The sequence below is a fragment of the Marinifilum fragile genome, assembly GCF_963677365.1.
In the GTDB taxonomy this organism is placed as follows: Bacteria; Bacteroidota; Bacteroidia; order Bacteroidales; family Marinifilaceae; genus Marinifilum; species Marinifilum fragile.
In genome coordinates this window covers 372,825-391,936 of the sequence record NZ_OY781962.1, presented here as the reverse complement: position 1 = coordinate 391,936, position 19,112 = coordinate 372,825, and the positions used below count along the sequence as shown (strand labels likewise).

13 protein-coding genes are annotated in these 19,112 nt (G+C 38.2%); 1 reads left to right on the top strand and 12 read right to left on the bottom strand.

Features of this window, described 5'->3' with window-relative positions; translation table 11 throughout:
• Positions 1–9 precede the first annotated feature (9 nt).
• From ACKPCA_RS01445 to ACKPCA_RS01410, 7 genes are all read right to left on the bottom strand, one after another.
• Positions 10–1,194, bottom strand: a complete 1,185-nt coding sequence (locus tag ACKPCA_RS01445; protein WP_321280956.1) for a DegT/DnrJ/EryC1/StrS family aminotransferase — start codon at positions 1,192–1,194, stop codon at positions 10–12.
• Positions 1,173–2,633 (bottom strand): MOP flippase family protein, encoded by a 1,461-nt coding sequence (locus tag ACKPCA_RS01440; RefSeq protein ID WP_321280955.1) that lies wholly within the window; start codon positions 2,631–2,633, stop codon positions 1,173–1,175. Before ACKPCA_RS01440 ends, ACKPCA_RS01445 begins: the two co-directional genes overlap by 22 nt.
• 12 nt (positions 2,634–2,645) lie before the next feature.
• Positions 2,646–3,869 (bottom strand): non-hydrolyzing UDP-N-acetylglucosamine 2-epimerase, encoded by a 1,224-nt coding sequence (gene wecB, locus ACKPCA_RS01435; RefSeq protein ID WP_321280953.1) that lies wholly within the window; start codon positions 3,867–3,869, stop codon positions 2,646–2,648.
• A 45-nt stretch (positions 3,870–3,914) separates the two neighbouring features.
• Positions 3,915–5,195 carry a UDP-N-acetyl-D-mannosamine dehydrogenase gene (wecC, locus tag ACKPCA_RS01430; protein WP_321280952.1) on the bottom strand — a complete coding sequence of 427 codons (1,281 nt, stop codon included), beginning with the start codon at positions 5,193–5,195 and terminating at the stop codon, positions 3,915–3,917.
• A gap of 34 nt (positions 5,196–5,229) precedes the next feature.
• Positions 5,230–5,754: a UpxY family transcription antiterminator gene (locus ACKPCA_RS01425; RefSeq protein ID WP_321280950.1), complete on the bottom strand. Its 525-nt coding sequence runs from the start codon at positions 5,752–5,754 to the stop codon at positions 5,230–5,232.
• Between the two features lie 719 nt (positions 5,755–6,473).
• A complete protein-coding gene (locus ACKPCA_RS19450; protein WP_321280948.1) occupies positions 6,474–8,732 on the bottom strand; it encodes an NADP-dependent malic enzyme in 2,259 nt (752 codons plus the stop codon).
• 390 nt (positions 8,733–9,122) lie between these two features.
• Positions 9,123–10,481: a S41 family peptidase gene (locus ACKPCA_RS01410; RefSeq protein WP_321280947.1), complete on the bottom strand. Its 1,359-nt coding sequence runs from the start codon at positions 10,479–10,481 to the stop codon at positions 9,123–9,125.
• 528 nt (positions 10,482–11,009) lie between these two features.
• Here ACKPCA_RS01410 and ACKPCA_RS01405 point away from each other — a divergent pair.
• A complete protein-coding gene (locus tag ACKPCA_RS01405; protein WP_321280946.1) occupies positions 11,010–11,774 on the top strand; it encodes a hypothetical protein in 765 nt (254 codons plus the stop codon).
• A 320-nt stretch (positions 11,775–12,094) separates the two neighbouring features.
• Here ACKPCA_RS01405 and ACKPCA_RS01400 read toward each other — a convergent pair whose 3' ends face one another.
• The 5 genes from ACKPCA_RS01400 to ACKPCA_RS01380 form a co-directional block, all read right to left on the bottom strand.
• A complete protein-coding gene (locus ACKPCA_RS01400; RefSeq protein ID WP_321280944.1) occupies positions 12,095–12,769 on the bottom strand; it encodes a peptidoglycan DD-metalloendopeptidase family protein in 675 nt (224 codons plus the stop codon).
• Positions 12,770–12,965: 196 nt separating this feature from the next.
• Complete coding sequence (locus ACKPCA_RS01395) at positions 12,966–14,096, bottom strand: amidohydrolase (protein WP_321280942.1); 1,131 nt, start codon at positions 14,094–14,096, stop codon at positions 12,966–12,968.
• A 172-nt stretch (positions 14,097–14,268) separates the two neighbouring features.
• A complete protein-coding gene (locus ACKPCA_RS01390; RefSeq protein WP_321280940.1) occupies positions 14,269–15,069 on the bottom strand; it encodes a methyltransferase in 801 nt (266 codons plus the stop codon).
• Between the two features lie 466 nt (positions 15,070–15,535).
• Positions 15,536–17,380, bottom strand: a complete 1,845-nt coding sequence (yidC, locus tag ACKPCA_RS01385) for a membrane protein insertase YidC (RefSeq protein WP_054721127.1) — start codon at positions 17,378–17,380, stop codon at positions 15,536–15,538.
• 46 nt (positions 17,381–17,426) lie between these two features.
• Positions 17,427–19,028, bottom strand: coding sequence for a CTP synthase (locus ACKPCA_RS01380; protein ID WP_321280937.1), 1,602 nt, complete (start codon positions 19,026–19,028; stop codon positions 17,427–17,429).
• Positions 19,029–19,112 lie beyond the last annotated feature (84 nt).

Genomic DNA, 19,112 nt, shown 5'->3' with positions numbered 1-19,112 from the left:
AAGACTCGTTTATTTTTCTTTTGGGAATTTTCTTTTCTCCTTATAGGTTTTCAGCACCTTTACTGGTACTTTATCCGTATTGGCTTGAACCATTTCTGTAATGATGGAAATGATCAAATCAACGATCTCGTCTGCCAAATCAGGATACAAAGGCAAGCAAATAATTTGCCTGGATACTTCATAGGCAATATCTAAACCTTTTGCTGAAGGCAAACCTCTATAGGTTGGGAACTCGCTTATTAGTGGGTAAAAATATCTACGTCCATAAATTCCATGTTTCTTCAATTCTTCAAACAAATCATCTCTACTTCTTCCAAATTCCGATTCATCAATGAAAATTGGAAAATAGGAATAATTGTAATCCACATCCTGTGGTTCATCCAGATATCTTACTCCTGGAATATTCTCTAATCCTTGCTTGTATTTTTCTGTAATATGCTTACGCCCATCAATTACCGTATCAAAATATTTCAATTGTAACAATCCGTAAGCCGCCTGCAATTCGTTCATTTTTGCGTTAATCCCCGGAGCAACCACAGTGGTTTCGTTCGCAATTCCAAAATTCTTAAGATAATCCAATCGCTTCTTGGTCTTCATATCATGGCAAATGATTGCTCCTCCTTCAATCGTATTGAACACCTTGGTAGCATGAAAGCTAACAATGGATAAATCACCATAATTGAGAACACTAGAGCCCTTTAATCGAACTCCAAAGGCATGAGCAGCATCATAAATCACTTTTAAACCATAATAATCTGCTAAATCCTGAATCTTGTCAACCTCACAAGGATTACCATAAACATGAACCGGAAGTATTGCAGTGGTTGCTGGTGTTATAGCAGCCTCAATTCTCTCGGGATCCAAATTACAGAAATCAGGCTCTATATCTACAAAAACAGGTTTGATGTCATTCCACCATAATGAATGTGTGGTGGCAACAAAGCTATAAGGCGTGGTAATTACCTCTCCCTTGATTCTCAAACACTGAAGCGCAGCCATTAAGGCCAAGGTTCCATTTGCAAATAATACAACATATGGAACACCCAGGTAGTTTGCCAAAGCCTTTTCAAATTCCTGATGATATTTTCCATTATTGGTTAGCCATCTGCTATCCCAAATATCTGCTAGTAAAGGTATAAACTCGTTAAGAGGCGGCAATTGCGGTCTTGTTACTAATATTTTACGTTTTTCCATCTTCGTGTCGGTATAATTTCTTTAAGAATTAAAATACCATCGCTAACTGCTTCTTGTTTTGTAGCACAAGCCAATAGTAGATATGTTCCGATACCTGCTAGTATCTGAAAAGAGAGTGAGAGAAGCTGATCTTGTATCAACCAACCAATGCTCATAACTGCGGCACTTACAATTGTGATCAAAAAAGTTTGACTCACATCTTTAATTTGGCTGATTGTTGAGTAGGAAATTAATCTTCCCGTATAATGCGCATTGATAAAAAAGCTTATGAATGAGGTTACTATTTGTCCAACGATTAACCCCATGATTCCCCATTGTAAACCAATTACAATTGCCAATACAACAAACACTTTTTTAATAATTTCCAGATAGAGAAATAAATCTGATCGCCCTTTTACCTTAAGAATATTCAAATTCGAAGAATGTAATGTGTACATCATTCCTGCTATACACAAGAGTTGGAAATAAGGAACCGAAGGCAACCACTTTTCTCCTAGAACTAGCTCGAATAGTGGTTTAGCCATTACAGCCAAACCAATCATCAAAGGAAAATTAATAAAAACCAACAGCTTAATTAGTTTTCTGAATCCCATTCGAAGGCGTTCATTCTCATCCTGAATTTTTGAAAAAGCTGGAAATGTTACATTGCCTACAACCTGTGCTAAAGTTCCAACGGGTACTTGTTGAAATTTTTTGGCCTGATGGTAAAAGCCTAGTGCTGTTGCTGAAAACATCCTACCAATTACCAGCAAATAAATATTCTCAAATATCTGACTAATCAATCCTGACAGCAACAACTTTGATCCAAAATCGAATAAACTTTTAAATGATTTTATTGAAAATACAAGACTTGGTCGCCAGGAACTCTTTATCCAAAACAATACGGTTCGAAATACATAAATGCCCATTACTTGAGCCGCCAAAGCCCACACTCCAAAGTTTAATAATGCCAAACTAATTCCTAATACTGCAGACAAAATATTTGCTGCTACAACCACTTGTGCAATGGCTTTAAAATTCATATCGATCTTAAACTTCACAAATTGAATCAAACCAAAAGAGTTTATCACCAATATCAAACAAACTACTCGTGTAAGTTCAACCAATTCGGGAGTTCTAAAAAAATCAGCAATTAGTGGAGCTGCAAAAAACAATATCAGATACAAAGCAATTCCAATGCTGATATTAAAGAAGAATACAGTAGAAAAATCCGTCTGATCTGCATTCTTTTTCTGAATCAAAGCATTGTCAAAACCGCTATCAATAAAAGCCTGCGATACTGCAATAAAAATGGCAAGCATTCCAAGTAAACCAAAGTCTCTGGGCTCTAACAATCTGGCCAGAATAACTTGAGAAATTAAAAGGATGAATTGACTCCCAAACTTTTCCACAAAGCTCCAGAAAACACCTTTAATGGTCTTGCTCTTTAATTCAGACATGTATTTGTAAAACTAGGCAACAATACGTTCCCGAATGGATGATGCTTTTTTCAATTCCTGTACAATCCTGATGCAAGCTTTCCCATCACCATATGGATTAATGGCCTGAGCCATTTTTCGATATGTTGCATCTTCATGGAACAACAAGTCAACCGATTCTATGATTTTCTGAGAATCTGTGCCAACCAATTTTACTGTACCAGCGGTTAAAGCTTCTGGTCTTTCTGTTGTATCTCTCATCACAAGAACTGGTTTACCCAAGAAAGGAGCTTCTTCTTGTATGCCTCCCGAATCGGTAAGTATCAAATAAGATAAATTCATCAGGTAAACAAATGGCAGGTAATCAATCGGATCAATCAAAAAGATATTCTTATTTGTATTTCCCTCTGAATCCGCTCCTTGTCCTAAAATATCATAAACTGGTTTTTGAACATTTGGATTCAAGTGAACCGGATAAACAAAATCTACATCGGGATGCTTCTCAGCTAAAAACTTAATTGACTCACATATATTTAGAAATCCTCTTCCAAAATTTTCTCTTCTATGCCCAGTTATCAGTACCATTTTACGGGTTCTATATACCCACTCGGCAACCCGACCTGTAGAAATTCCTTTGGCTTGCAAAACATTCACAATATCCATAACCACTTTCGAAGAGCGATGTATTTTTGTAAGTGTTAGCTGCAGTGCATCAATCACTGTATTGCCAGTAACAACAATTCTGCTTTTGGAAATTCCTTCATCCATTAAATTCTTTTGTGCCATTATGGTTGGTGCAAAGTGCCATTGAGCCAAACGACCCGTAATTTGTCGATTTGCTTCCTCGGGCCATGGCGAATACAAATTATTGGTACGCAAACCCGCCTCAATATGAGCTACAGGAATTTGCTGATAATAGGCCGCCAAAGCCGTTGTAGATGATGTGGTAGTATCGCCATGAACCAAAACCAAGTCAGGATCGGCCACTTTTAATACATCTCTCATCCCAATTAATACGCGACTGGTAACATCATATAAATCCTGACCTGATTTCATGATTTGCAAATCATATTCAGGTACAATTTCAAAAAGATTTAACACCTGATCCAACATCTCGCGGTGTTGACCCGTAACGCAAACTATGGTATCAAACTGCTCCGGGTATTTCTGAAACTCCTTCACCAAGGGAGCCATTTTAATGGCTTCTGGCCGAGTTCCAAAAACCAACAATACTCTATATTTAATATTCTCACTCATATGCTTTATCATTAGATGGTAGAAAAGAATAGTAGCTGTATAATCTTATTTATTCCTTTTGTTCTCCTTTGGCTTAAGAATTTCTATCGGAATTTCATTAAAGGTTTTCTCCTGATGATTGGTAATTCCACAGAAATCAAGAATTACTTTCTCATCGGAAAAAGGAAGGTTTTTGAACTCATTGTGTGCCACCAAATAAACAATCATATCAGCCATGTCAAAAGCAATCTGGTAATCACAAATCTGGAAACTTGAATGTTCTTCAATATTTGGTTCAACAATTAGGTAATCATCCTGCTTAGATTGAGTAATTTTATTGGCGATATACATTGCAGGCGATTCTCTTAAATCATCAATATTAGGCTTAAAAGCCAATCCCATTATTGCTATTTTTGGCTCATATCCGCGTTCTAATTGAAATTTCAATCGAGCATTTTTAATTTTCTCTACACACCAAAATGCCTTGTAATTATTTATTTCCCGTGCTTTTCCAATGATTTGACTCTCCAGAGGATATTCAGAAACAATAAAATAAGGATCAACAGCAATGCAATGACCACCAACACCACAACCCGGACTTAGAATATTCACCCTTGGATGCTTGTTCGCCAATTCAATTAATTCCCAAACATTTATCTGCGCTTTATCGCAAATCACTGATAGTTCGTTGGCAAATGCAATTTGAACGTCTCGAGAAGAATTCTCAACCAACTTGCACATCTCTGCAGTTCGTGAATTTGTTTTGTGAAGCTTACCTACCACAAAGTTTTTAAAGAAATCACATGCCATTTCTGTTGACATTTCATCAATTCCTCCAATTACCCTATCGTTATGCTCCAACTCATAAATGATATTACCAGGAAGTACACGCTCCGGACAATAAGCAATAAATAGTCTATCCTCCAACTCAGGACGTTTGGCGTATATTAAATCTCGCACCTTTTCGGTTGTTCCAACCGGAGATGTGGATTCTATAATGAATAAATCTCCCTCTTTTAACAATGGAATTGCCGCCTCGGTGGCATCCAATACATAGGAGATGTCGGGTTCGTGATTGCCTTTAAAAGGAGTTGGAACCGCAATGGTATAAACATCAGCTTGCTGTACTTCCGTATGAGCGGAAAGTAAATTATCTTCTACAACCTGATGCACCAACTCATCTAAATCGGGTTCTACAATAATGATTTCACCCAGATTTACTGCCTCTACTACTTTTGGATTTACATCAACTCCTTGTACACGAATCCCACTTCTAGCAATAAGTGAGGCCGTAGGAAGTCCGATATACCCCAATCCAATTGTGGTAACTACTTCAAACTTATTCATAAAATTTCTGATTTCTGCGATACCGTAACCAGTATCAAGCGACGGGTTGAACTTGTTTAATCTTGTCTAACGAAATATCAGTATAAACACAAGTTCCCAAAGAATCGAATCGGATAACAATACGATCCTTACCTTTTATTTGTATGATCTCGCCCTTAATTCCTTTTAAAGGACCACCCATTATCTCTACCAATTCTCCTTTTTCCAGATTCTCATGACTTAGATCTACCTTGCGATTTTCATCATCCAGAAAAATTCGAAGAGCCTGAATCTGATATTCAGGTATAGGCACAGCTTTGCCACCGAAAGTTACATATCCAACAGCGTAAACAGAATTGATTACGTCGTAATACTCCCTTTCACTGACTTTCACAAACAAATAAGATCGAATCAATGGTTCTTCAACCCACTTGGTTCGATCGCTCCACTGACGAAGCTCTTTTTTTAAAGGAAGGTAGCACTCTATATTCTTTGAGCACAATTCTTTGTACAGCCTCTTTTCTGCACGCGATCTGGTATAAATCGCGTGCCAAAGATAAGGCCTCTTTAAAGCTTGCATGGTTGATTGAGTTTAAGGTTTATACTTGTGAAAAAGATCTGCCTCTAAAATGATGTTGGTTGAAGGGTGGTTGAAGCCCTGAAATCATTTTATCAGCGTATAGCGCTCTGGTTATATTATATGATGTCTCGGCACAGCTTCGCTTCCTCGGTCACAGAAAACATTAATGCCGATTCATTTTTTATACATTAAAATTCGAAAAAGCTCAAGGCTTTTCCTGGGCGAATGATAGTCGTTTGGGCAGTAATTAATTTCATTACATAAAGCTGGGTCGTATCTTCATGTAAACCGAAAAAAAAACATACTTTTCTTTCTCGTATTTTTTAAACGGTAAATAAAATTTCGTAAGATTTTATGAGTTGTACAAATATACTCCCTCATTACTTAGATTGAGTCTAAGTAATTTTGGTAAGAGTACATTCTCGCATGATCAACTTGCACTTTCGCCTGACTACCAATAGATAAGAAAAATTAAACACATTAGGTTGTTTTATTTTTTCTTAAACCATATACGTATTAACAATTATTAAACCCGCTATTTATCACGACTTTAGGCTGTTTATCTATAATATCCTTCAAACGAAATACAGACTGATTGAAAACAAAAACCTGTTAGAAGTAGATATTCCAACAGGTTTAAATAATATTAACAGACCTAATTAGCTCACTCTTTCAGGAATTGCAATCTAAAGCAATCCCTGATTTACAATTCTCACATCTTATTGAGCATCTACCACGGCAATGGTTACCATGTTTACAATCTCACGAACCGAACTCTCCAATGGTACAATATGAATGGATTTATTCATACCCAAAAGAATTGGACCAATGGCCTCGGCACCGCCAATCTCCTGCATCATCTTATAAGCAATATTACCAGAACTCAGATTCGGGAAAATAACCGTATTCACCCTTCGCGAACCCAATTTTGAGAAAGGAAACATTTTCGTTCTTAACTCAGAATTTAAAGCAAAGTTCATTTGGATATCACCATCTACCATTAATTCCGGATATTCGTGATGTAGCATCTCAACTGCCTTTTGCACTCGAATCGGACTACCTTCCCGAATTGAACCGAAATTGGAATAAGAAACCATTGCAATCACAGGTTCAATATTAAACTTGCGAACTGCTTCAGCCGTAAGCAATGTGGTATCCACCAGAGTTTGAGCATCAGGGCGTGGATTTACAGTTGTATCCGAAAAGAATATTGGCCCTTGTCTGGTCATCAACAAATACATACCAGCAATGTGATTGATATCTGCTTTGATCCCAACCGTTTGGATTGCAGGCTTAATGGTATCGGCATACTTGGATGTTGAACCGCTAATAAAGGCATCCGCCTCTCCTGTTTCTACCATCATGGCACCAAAATAATTACGATCGGTCATTTTATCGACTGCCTCGCTGTAGGTAAGTCCTTTTCTGTTGCGCTTTTGGAACAATATTTTTGCGTACTCTTCCCTTCTTGATCTCTCTTCATCCCCTCTCCAATTGATGATTGGAACACCATCCAAATCCAAATCATTCTCTTGTATTACTTTATGGATATACTCAGGATTACCCAATAATATTGGAACTGCAATCCCCTCGTGAAGAACTGTTTGTGCAGCTTTTAACACCTTAAAATTACCACCTTCGGCAAATACAACACGTTTCGGATTTCGTTTGGCTTTGTCAGTCAAAGCTCGCAGCAACTTGTTGTCCCTACCCAACCTTTGCTCCAACTGGTTCTTGTACTCGTCCCAATTTTGAATTGGAGATTGTGCAATGCCCGAATTCATTGCAGCTTTGGCCACAGCAGGTGCAACCACAGTTAGTAATCGCGGATCAAGAGGTTTCGGAATAATGTAATCCTTACCATAGCTAAGATTCATTTCGTGATAAGCCGTATTCACAATATCAGGAACATCCTCTTTTGCCAATGTTGCCAGCGCTTTAACGGCCGCAATCTTCATTTCCTCATTAATGCCCGTAGCTTTAACATCCAATGCTCCGCGGAAAATAAATGGGAATCCCAATACATTATTTACCTGATTGGGATGATCCGATCGACCAGTTGCCATTATCAAATCCTTTCGTGTTTTCATTGCCAGCTCGTAGTCGATTTCAGGATTAGGATTGGCCAGTGCAAATACAATGGGTCTATCAGCCATTTTTTGCACCATACTTGGTTTAAGCACATTAGCTACTGATAATCCCAAAAACATATCGGCACCATCCAAGGCATCCTCCAAGGTCTTCACATTAACTGATGTAGCAAATTCCTTTTTAATATCACTTAAATCGGTGCGAGATTTATGAATTACCCCTTTGCTATCGAGCATGATGATGTTCTTTTTCTTCACACCCAATGCGATGTAAAGGCGAGTGCAGGCAACGGCCGATGCTCCTGCTCCATTCACTACAATTTTGATCTCGCTTAGTTTCTTCTTTTGTAACTCAACGGCATTCAACAATCCTGCTGCCGATATAATTGCAGTACCATGCTGATCATCGTGCATGATCGGAATATTCAACTCCTTTTTCAACTGATCTTCTATGGCAAAACATTCTGGTGCCTTGATGTCTTCCAGATTAATTCCTCCGAAAGTAGGAGCAATTCCTTTTACAATTTTCACAAACTCATCTACATTCTTACTGTCTATCTCAATATCAAACACATCAATATCTGCAAAGATTTTAAACAGCAAGCCCTTCCCTTCCATCACTGGTTTACCTGCTTCGGCACCAATATCGCCCAAGCCTAAAACAGCAGTACCATTCGAAATAACAGCCACCAGGTTACCCTTGGCGGTGTACTTGTAAACATCTTTTGGATTTGCCTCGATTTGCAGACAAGGCTCTGCCACCCCTGGAGAGTAAGCAAGCGATAAATCCAATTGTGTGGAATGTGGTTTGGTTGGGATCACCTCGATTTTCCCGGGACGTTTGCCTTCGTGATACCGAAGTGCATCCTCTTTGGTAAATTTTGCCATGATAAGTGTTAGTTAGGGGAACAATTGATCGTAGACCAATTGTTGATTGTTAGTTGTTTTTTGCTTTTGGGTGGAATACCCTTTTAGAGGACTAATAGACGAAGCTATGAGGTACACTCGTAAAACGACTCAACTTCACGGTCCTTTCTTAGGTGGGTTTTACTCTATTAAAATTCCGACATTCTGCCATCAATGGAAAGATGTAAGTTCATGTTGTTCAACATGGTTTAAGAAAAACCTCAGCCTAACCCTCTCCTTAGAAGAGAAGCTCGGGGATGAGATGGGTTGTAAACACAAAAAAACCGCCAAAGCATCAAATCTTGTGGCGGTTTCTTAGAGCAATATCATAAACATGCCTAGCATCTTTGAGAAGCTTGGCATGTCCCTATACTAAAGGATATCTTTAAACTTAAAATCCTTTATCAATACATCAGGCTCAACTCCCTTGTTCAGGTTTGTGCCGCCATATTGTATAAATTCCTTTGGCGAAACATAGAAAGTGATTTTGGTGTTGGGCAGTTTGTACATCAGAAAATCACCATAGTAACGTATGTTTTCACCTGTAGCTTTGTTGCCTACAATGGTTCCCAAACCCTTCTCTTTTACCACTCCTGCAAAGGTTGCTGCAGCACTATTCGATCGCTCATTAATTAGAACATATACCTCCCCGGTAAAGGCCGATTCCTTGTAATTGGGTTCGTGTTTATAGGCAGTACTATCCATATAGAACAAAGTATCGTTGGGCAGTTTTTCGATACGATCATACAATTCAGGTCGCTTTTGCTTGTAGTTTGCTTTCAGTTCCTCGCTTACCCTAATTCCTATGCTTTTGTATTGTGAGTAGCTTTTATCCGTTAAGTAATTCAGCAAACTATCTACTGCACGACTTCTTCCTCCCGGATTATTCCTAACATCGATAATCAACTGCTTGCTGCCTTTGCTTTTGATCTCTTGAAAAGCATCTTTCAAAAATTGATAATATTGCTCATCCCCATAAAAAGAGGCAATGCTCATCTTTGCCAGTTGCTGATCCTCAGAAAAAGCCAAGTGGTACTTCTCGGGATTTTGCTGAGAGCCGTATTTTTTCTTCAACTCGAAGTATTTGGCATTGCTAACTCCACTTATGGCAAGCGGTACATCCTCTCCCATTAGCTTTAAGCGATAAACATTGGTTTCGCCATACAAAGCCCAGAACGACATGGCAAACATCTTCTCCACAGATCGATCTCCACATTCCCGACCTCTCACTCCTACTGTATTTCTCATATCCTGCAGAATCTGATCCGAAGCAATGTTGTTAATGGCCAATATTTGCTTGCCTGCAATATCATGCGATCGATCTTCAGCAAAATATTCGTTTACATACAACCTATGATCCTTGACTGTTATGGTAAAAGGCATGCTTACACCTCCTCCATCAATCATGTACTTTTTTCTTTCGCTGTATGGGAATGAAATGCCAGTATGAGTATCCTCCAATTCTCCCACCAGCTTTGTTATTTCTATATAAAATTGATTTATGGACAGGCTATCGGGCAATTGTTTTTCTACAATATTTCCATGCATACTCCACTCAAATGCAAATGCTTCATTTAAAATCAAGGGATGCATGTTCTCCACCTTGTTTTGTAAAAACCATAAATCTTCAATCAATTCCCCTTTTTCAAAATAAGTGGGTTTGTAGTCTTGTGCTGTTGCGGATTGAAATACACACACACAGAAAACAATCGAGATCAATAAGCTTTTCATTTGTATAATTTTTAGAAGGAATAACTATCTATCATCTATTTAATCAAACCATTCTAAATTAACCATATAAACAAAAACACCCAACACCAAGAAACTATCCATCCTCATTCCAAATAAGCGCTTTGCACAACCACTTCATTAATTCGCACTTAACGGATAAAACTCATAATAACTTCATTTACCAAAACCTTTAATCAGAATTAAAATAAACTTTATCACTAATATAAAATCACTTACAACACTTTTTTCACAACATCAGATTGATTTTAGATTTACCATATCATTAATATTTTTTTTAAAAGAATTTTAAATTCTCTCTACACCTTTAAATTCGCAGGAAGTGATGGATTTCAACATCCAGTATGAACTTAATCTTTTATCAATAAATCAGCATATTATTTTTATTTTTAAATATTGTTTCATAATTTCATTATCGTTTTGTCAACCATGAAAGCAAAATAATCAGAGCAGAAATTAATGTAGAAGGATTAGTGCGGAGGAAATTATTAACCTTTAAACATTATTAAAATGTCTGAACAACAAAACTATGACGACAGCTTGGTAGAAATTAAAGCTGTGAAAAACGAAAATGTAAAACATTGCAGCATGCCTGTTGGAATGTACATTCAAGAGATTAAAGCAATGATTCATGTGGCAAAAGAAGACTTGCCTTTGTTGACCCCTGTTGGATATACCGCAGAAAACCTTACCAAACTTGAAGTTCTAACAGGAGCACTTTCTATTGCACAGGCCATTTGGGATACCCAATTAACGGCGCAGAAAGATGCTCAGAAAAAATGGCAAAAGGATGCACCTGCCATGTTTGAGCTAATTCGTGATTTATATGAAAACATGCGCTTTGCTTACCGCAAAAACGATGAATTACAAGAAATTCTTGATGAAATAAACGAAGGTGACTCCAACGCAGATGCTGTAATGGACCTGTTAAGGCTAGGGACACTGGGAAATAATAATCAAGAACCATTAACAGGTATTGGATTCGATATCGCAAAATGTAATACCGCAATTAGCGAATCGGAACGCATGGGAGCTCTCTTGGCAGAAGTAAACGGTTCGTTGTATGTTGACGATGACAGAAAGGTAATCCGCGACAAAGCATACTCTTTGGTGAAGCAATATGCCGATGATTTAAAGGAATACGGACAATTTGTATTTAGAGACGAAGAGGAACATGCAATGCTATATTCTAGTAAATACCTGAGAAACAAGAAAGCTGAATACCGCCGTAAGAAAAAAGAAGAAGAAAATACACAAGAAGAAACAGTAAGTTAATGTTCATAAATACGGGTTTTGAGTTTTACACTTGAGAGGGAATCTGCGGATCCCCTCTTTTTTATGGTGGTAAGACAGGAAATAAGATGAAAAAGACAAAAGTAGATTCCAGTCTTCGGTCTTGGATAGTGTCAAACCTGTCTTGGAGGCTTCACCCAACTGTCTTTTTACACCTGCCCCTTGTCTTGGAAAAGGTTCTTCTATGTCTTGGAGCACCTTACGGCAGTCTTGGAGTTCTTTTTTTGTGTCTTGGGGTAACTGACTTCTTGTCTTGTTGATAGTGGCTTTTGTCTTGTTAAAGCTTTCAATTTGTGACACAATCACTTCAGTCTCAAAATCAAATTGGGATCAGGACAGGTATTGAGGTAATTTTCGCGATCGGCCTGGTTGGATACACCTGGAAAATCTCCCTTGCGACCATTCATATCTGCGATGATCTGAAAATGCAGATGAGTAGGCCAATTGCCATTCTCCTGATCGTTACCCAATTCGGCAAACTGCTCACTTTGCTTTATTTCTTGTCCCACACTTTTTCCTTTTAGCGATTCAACAGAGAGATGTCCGTAAAGGGTATAGAACGTTGTGTCCTCAATACAATGTTCGAGTATGATGGTTGGGCCGTAATCGCCAAACGCATCGTTGTTTTGAAAGCTATGGATTTTGCCATCCAAAGGTGCTGCAATGCTGGTATTGGCTGCCAACCAAACGTCGATTCCCAAGTGAATGCTTCGTGCATCATCACCCTCGCCAAAGTGTTTGCTCTTGCGATAAATCAGCCTGTCCTCGTTGTATCCACCGATGGCATATTTGCCACCAGTCTGCTTTAAACAATCCGAAATGTATTGCTGCAAGGCCTCCACCGAACTCAAGTCTATGGAATACAGGGCTTGATTATCGATGGACAGATCGAGCTTGTGATGCTTCTCTTGTTTTAAGTTGAATGGGAAAATATCAGTAAAGAGGTGTTGATTGTTTTGTAAAAATTCTTTTAGCATTTGTTGTTGGTTTAGTTTGTAGCTCAAAATATTTATTGAGAGTAATCTTTACTTCTGGTTGTCCTTAAGCCGGACAGGCTTTTCATTAAGTGATGAGTAATTCCAAGTTACCATTACCCCAAACCCCTAAAGGGGCTTTTCCTGTGCGCTGTTCCCTTTAGGGAATCGAAGGGTTAGCGTTGGAAAGGCTACTAACTTATTCCCCGTTTATTTTTTGGTACAGACCTGTAAAGATCGTAAGTCCTGTTTCGATGATCTCGTCGGGAAAATCGTAGTCGGGATGATGCAAGGCTGCCTGATCTACTCCGGCTCCCAAACCAAAAAATCCACAGGTGTATTTCTGTGAGAAATAGCCAAAATCTTCGGACCACTTAAAGGGTTTATCCATGTATTTATAAGACAAGTTATGCTCTTCGGCCAAATCCTGCAGCATATCCACACATTCATCTTGATTTACCGTTGCCGGAAATTCTTCGTGGTAAGCAATGCTGTATTCCAAATTTTCCTCAGCAGCAATTCTATGTACGATCTCCTCGGATTTTTGAGTCAGAACCATCATATCCACATTCTCGAATGAGCGCAGGGTAACGCCCATTTCGCCGCTCCCCGCCGAAGTTCCAAAGGACTGCTCACCCATACGAATATAGATAAAGGTAAGTAGGGTATGATCGGTAAACAGGGCTTTGTTGTTGAGTAAATCGTTTAACTCTCGACTGATTTTTGAAATGGCAATGGCTGGGTTTCTTCCCTTCTCGGGCTCAGCCGCATGAGATGTTTTCCCTTTTAATCCAATGGTCATTCCTTTTGATGCTGCAGAAAAACTTCCACGTCGCAGCAAAATGGTATTGGTCTCTTGCCCGGGTACGTTGTGCAAGGCAAACATGTAATCTGGTTTCAGATCAGCAAATTTTGGATGAAACAATACATCCTTTGCTCCTTGCTCTACCTCCTCGGCTGGTTGAAATAGTAAAATTACCTTGCCTTTAAGTGGCGGATTTGCTGAAAGCTGTTGAGCCATGCCAGCCAATATAGTCATGTGTCCATCGTGCCCACAGGCATGCGACACTCCGTTGTATATTGAGGCATACTTTACTCTCGTATTTTCTTCTATTGGCAATGCATCCAATTCTGCACGAAACACGGTAGTTTTGCCCTCTTCGGCTCCCTTAAATACAAATGCCCTTCCCGTATCTCCCAAATGGATGACCTCATAAGGATGATAGTCTACCATGAAGTCGACAATGGTTTGAGCGGTTTTATATTCCTTATTGGATAGTTCGGGTTGTGAATGTAGCTGATGCCTTAAGGCTATGAGTTTTGAGTTCATTTTATTCGGTTTGTGTTTGCTTATGTGTTAAAGTTATGTGAAAGATAGTGATAAATTGTATTATCACCTCACACTAGTCCTCTGCTTAAGGAGTGGAAATTGGAACCATCTGGATTGTGTAGAAAACTCCCCTTCTCCATGAGGAGAAGGGGATGGAGGATGAGATTATTTCTCATTCCACCCACTGAAGTTCTTCTTTTAAAAGCTCTTCCAAGTAAGGTTTCATTTTAAATTCTTCACTTACTTTTTTGTATTCGTCGGCAATATCAAAAGTCTTTCTGAAATCAGTTCGGGTAGCTCTTAGCATTGTATTTTTCTCGGTAAATCGAGAAGATACAAAGTCGAAGATACTTACCTTAAATCCCATTAGTTCCAGAAGCATGGCACGTAAGGAATCCGATATCATCATAATAGTTTTATCTCTGAATGCCTTGTGACGTATTACTGATTTAAAGGTTTTTGATCTCATTGTAATGGAATGTTGACAACAAGCTACGCTAAAAATAAATCGTGCATTATTCCTGATAGCCAAATGCATGGTTTTATCGGTTGCTGTATCGCAAGCATGCAATGAATAAACGGCATCTACTTTCCCATCGAAAGTGAATTGACTAATATCATTGGCATGGAAATGCATTCGATCAAAATTCATTCGTTTGGCTAATTCTCTGTTCTCAGCCATTAGTCTTTCATTAATATCAACACAATGAATTTCGATGTCTCTTTCATCTATTTTCTGATAAAAGAAATAGATCAGAAAACTTAGATAGCAATTTCCTGCAGCACTATCTATAAATACCAATTTCTTCTTTTTCGATATTTTTTTAATGTCGGCATGCATAATTTCGAGGAATGCCAATACCTGTTCTATTTTTACCTTCTTATCTAATGAAGCATTTCCGTAACGGTCTTGTAGTCGAATGATATAGAACAAATCATTCAGTTGTTCTCTTGTATTTTTATTTAAAAGCATACTATTCGTGATTGTAAAATTTCACGAGGCAATTGATGCAATACTATGATTATGGGAATATTTTCGCTGGAATGAGGAAATATATAAATACGATTAATCTTATTACACCAATCTACCTCTACAAAATGTAAAGTTAAATTGAAAGCAAGGCAAGCTATTACCTGTTTAGGGCAAAGCATGTCTTCAGATATGTAATTAAGATTTGTCGTTCCCAAACCATTGTTCTATGAACAACGAACGGGTTGGATTTCCAGCATTAATTTTTGAATTCTCTGCGAAGCTACAAAAAATTAGGATGTGATAAAATAAAACTCTACAATTCTTCATTGTTAACCTGGTCTCAAACCAGACAAATTTTTTATCACCTCACCCTAGCCCTCTCCTTGAGGAGAAGGTGTTGAGGGATAGATCCTAAACAAAAAAGCCCCACATAAAATGCGGGGCTGTATATAGAATCGTAATGATCTTATTTTTTAGGAGGCTTGTAACCTCTTTGCTTTGCAGCTTCTTCCAAACGTTGTTGGAATTTTGATTTCTTCACTGGCTTTTTCTTGTTTGCCTCGATAGTTGCCAATACTTTATCTTCGTCAACCATATACTTACGGATTGCCCAAGTTTGAACAATGGTAAATAATGTTGCAATAAAGTAGTAATACGAAAGACCTGATGCATAACCATTGAACCAGAATAGGAACATTAGTGGCATTAAGTACATCATGGTTTGCATACCCGGCATTTGTTGCGACGACTGCATTTGGCTATTCATACGAGTGTACACCAAGTTGGTAATTGCCATCAACAAACAGAATAAACTAATGTGATCTCCATAGAATGGAATGTTGAATGGTAAATCTAAAATTGAATCGTATGATGATAAATCTTCTGCCCAAAGGAAACTTTCCTGACGCAACTCAATGGATGCAGGGAAGAAACGGAACAATGCAATCAGAATTGGGAACTGTACCAACATTGGCAAACAACCTCCCATTGGATTCACTCCTGCCTTTTTGTACAGTGCCATGGTTGCCTGCTGGCGCTCCATTGCTTTATCCTTGGGTATTCTTTCGTTGATTTCATCGATTTGTGGTTTCAACACCTTCATCTTAGCAGTCGACATGTACGACTTGTAAGTTAATGGCGCTAAAATCAACTTGATTAATATGGTCAAAATCAAAATGATGATACCATAGTTACCAATGTGTTTTTCCAGGAAGTTGAAAACAGGGATTACAAACCATTTGTTTACCCAAGCAAACATTTTCCATCCCAAGTCAACTAACGAATGCAATTCGATATCCTTACCGTACTTTCTTAAAGTTTGATATTTGTTAGGACCGAAATAGAAATTCATTGGGTAATTTTCCAATTGAGATCCTTGATATGGCAAAGAAATCGCTGCCGAGAAGTTCTTCAAAATTGGAGAATTTTCTTCCATATCAGTCGATTTCAGCTCAATTCCTTTGAATGAATCATCAGCAATCAATACAGATGAAAAGAATTGTTGCTTAAAACCAACCCATTTTACTTTAGTTGATAAACTCTCTTCTTTTGAACCTGTTATACTTTCAACATCATCCTCAAAAAATTTATAAGAAATATTGGTATACTGATTTTCGAACTTGCGACCTTTTTCCTGACTAGGAATATCAGCTGCCCAATTGAAGGTTAAATCTCTTTGATTCAATGAAATTACATCTTGCATTCCTACTACGTTGATATCAAAACCAAGCATGTAAGAATCCGGATCTAATGAATATTTGTATTCGATGTATTTGCCTTCGCCAGCATGTAAACGCATGCTAACAACTTGTTGTGCTGTTGATGCATCAACTGTTTTAACCGAATTCACAGGAGTAAAATACAAATCCTGAGTATTCATTGGTTTGTTCTCAGCATAGAAAGCCAATCCGAATTTGGAATTTTTCTCACCCCAAAGTATCAGTTTTTTTGCATCATGAGTTTTATATTCTTTCAACTCTACATTAGCAATTCTCCCCCCTAAAGTATTGATGCTAATCTTCACCAATTTATTTTCAAGGGTAATGATTTCCTCTTTTTGCTGAACTGCTCCTGCAAATGCTCCATATTCACTTTGAAGTGCTGCAGTATCTTGTTTCTTTTCTGCGTACTGCTTTTTTAAGGCCTCAACTCTTTCCGCTTCTAATTGCTCTTCATGCAATCTTTCAACACGCGCAATCGAATCTCTGGTCTTCATGGCTTTGATTTCTTCATCCGATGGTTTTGTCAGGTAAGTATACCCAATCAAAATCGCACCGATGATAACCAAGCCCCAAATCGAATTTTTATCCATATTCTATTATTTTATCTTTTCTAAGTAATGTATTGTAATCTACAGATTACTTTTCCATTGCTACTTTTACAAACTCAACAAACAATGGTTGAGGTCTGATAACCGTACTTTTGTATTCTGGGTGGAATTGTACACCAACAAACCATTTATGGCCTTCAATTTCTACCGCTTCAACCAAGCCTGTATCTGGGTTCATACCAACAGCTTTCATACCTGCAGCTTCGAATTGCTCCAAATATTCGTTGTTGAACTCATAACGGTGACGGTGACGTTCCGAAATTTCTTTTTGCTTGTATGCTGTAAATGCTTTCGAATCTTCTTTTAAGATACAATCGTAAGCTCCCAAACGCATGGTACCACCTTTCTCGGTTACATTCTTCTGCTCTTCCATTAGGTTGATAACCGGATGTGGAGTTTTCGGATTCATTTCCAAAGAATCTGCACCTTCAAGTTTCAATACGTTTCGTGCAAACTCGATTACCGCAACCTGCATACCTAAACAAATACCCATGAACGGGATGTTGTTTTCGCGAGCATACTGTACTGCCAAAATCTTTCCTTCCAATCCTCGGTGACCAAATCCTGGTGCAACCAAAATACCTTTCAGGTCTTTCAACTCTTTCTGGTAATTGGCTTCATTCAATTTCTCAGAGTGAATCCATTGGATTTTTACCTTACACTCGTTAACCGAACCTGCATGAACGAATGATTCTGCGATTGATTTGTAAGCATCATGTAACTCCACATACTTACCTACCAAACCAATCTTCACTTCCGATTTTGGATTCTGAAGACGAGTCAGGAATTTTGTCCATTCCTTTAATTTTGGTTCTTGCTTTAAGTCTAGTCCAAGCTTTTCACAAACGGTTTGATCAAGCTTTTCTTCACGCATTTTCAATGGCACTTCGTAAATGGTTGATACATCAATAGATTGAACTACCGCTTTAGGATCAACATTACAGAACAATGCTACTTTTCTTCTAACATCAGCAGGCAATTCATGTTCTGTTCTTAATACCAATACTTCCGGCTGAACACCTGTTTCCAACAATGACTTCACAGAGTGCTGTGTTGGTTTGGTTTTCAACTCGCCTGAAGCAGCAAGGTAAGGAACCAAAGTCAGGTGAATTACCAAAGCATCGCGTCCAAGTTCCCACTTAAGCTGACGAACTGCCTCGATGTATGGTAATGATTCAATATCACCCACAGTACCACCAATCTCAGTAATTACAACATCATATTTGTGTTTGGTTCCCAACAATTTGATGTTTCTTTTGATTTCATCTGTGATATGAGGAATAATCTGAACCGTTTTTCCTAAGAAATCTCCTTTTCTCTCTTTATTGATTACGTTACGGTAGATTCTACCTGTAGTAACATTGTTCGCCTGAGATGTTGGAGCATTTGTAAAACGTTCGTAGTGTCCCAAATCCAAATCAGTTTCCGCACCATCATCGGTAACGAAACACTCTCCATGTTCATATGGATTTAATGTTCCTGGATCTACATTCAAATATGGATCTAACTTTTGGTTAGTTACAGAGTATCCTCTGGCTTGTAATAATTTAGCCAGCGACGATGCTATAATTCCCTTTCCCAATGATGAGGTTACCCCACCTGTAACGAAGATGTATTTGGTTGTTGACACTTTATAAACTTTTTTAGTTGATTTATTAAAGCTGCAAAAGTAGTCAAATTATAGGTTTTTAGGAAACAAATTCAATGTTTCAAA

Excerpts from the sequence above, each read along its gene's own strand:
- ACKPCA_RS01445 (WP_321280956.1), bottom strand. The coding sequence starts at position 1,194 with ATGGAAAAACGTAAAATATTAGTAACAAGACCGCAATTGCCGCCTCTT.
- ACKPCA_RS01440 (WP_321280955.1), bottom strand. The coding sequence starts at position 2,633 with ATGTCTGAATTAAAGAGCAAGACCATTAAAGGTGTTTTCTGGAGCTTT.
- wecB (WP_321280953.1), bottom strand. The coding sequence starts at position 3,869 with ATGAGTGAGAATATTAAATATAGAGTATTGTTGGTTTTTGGAACTCGG.
- wecC (WP_321280952.1), bottom strand. The coding sequence starts at position 5,195 with ATGAATAAGTTTGAAGTAGTTACCACAATTGGATTGGGGTATATCGGA.
- ACKPCA_RS01425 (WP_321280950.1), bottom strand. The coding sequence starts at position 5,754 with ATGCAAGCTTTAAAGAGGCCTTATCTTTGGCACGCGATTTATACCAGA.
- ACKPCA_RS19450 (WP_321280948.1), bottom strand. The coding sequence starts at position 8,732 with ATGGCAAAATTTACCAAAGAGGATGCACTTCGGTATCACGAAGGCAAA.
- ACKPCA_RS01410 (WP_321280947.1), bottom strand. The coding sequence starts at position 10,481 with ATGAAAAGCTTATTGATCTCGATTGTTTTCTGTGTGTGTGTATTTCAA.
- ACKPCA_RS01405 (WP_321280946.1), top strand. The coding sequence starts at position 11,010 with ATGTCTGAACAACAAAACTATGACGACAGCTTGGTAGAAATTAAAGCT.
- ACKPCA_RS01400 (WP_321280944.1), bottom strand. The coding sequence starts at position 12,769 with ATGCTAAAAGAATTTTTACAAAACAATCAACACCTCTTTACTGATATT.
- ACKPCA_RS01395 (WP_321280942.1), bottom strand. The coding sequence starts at position 14,096 with ATGAACTCAAAACTCATAGCCTTAAGGCATCAGCTACATTCACAACCC.
- ACKPCA_RS01390 (WP_321280940.1), bottom strand. The coding sequence starts at position 15,069 with ATGCTTTTAAATAAAAATACAAGAGAACAACTGAATGATTTGTTCTAT.
- yidC (WP_054721127.1), bottom strand. The coding sequence starts at position 17,380 with ATGGATAAAAATTCGATTTGGGGCTTGGTTATCATCGGTGCGATTTTG.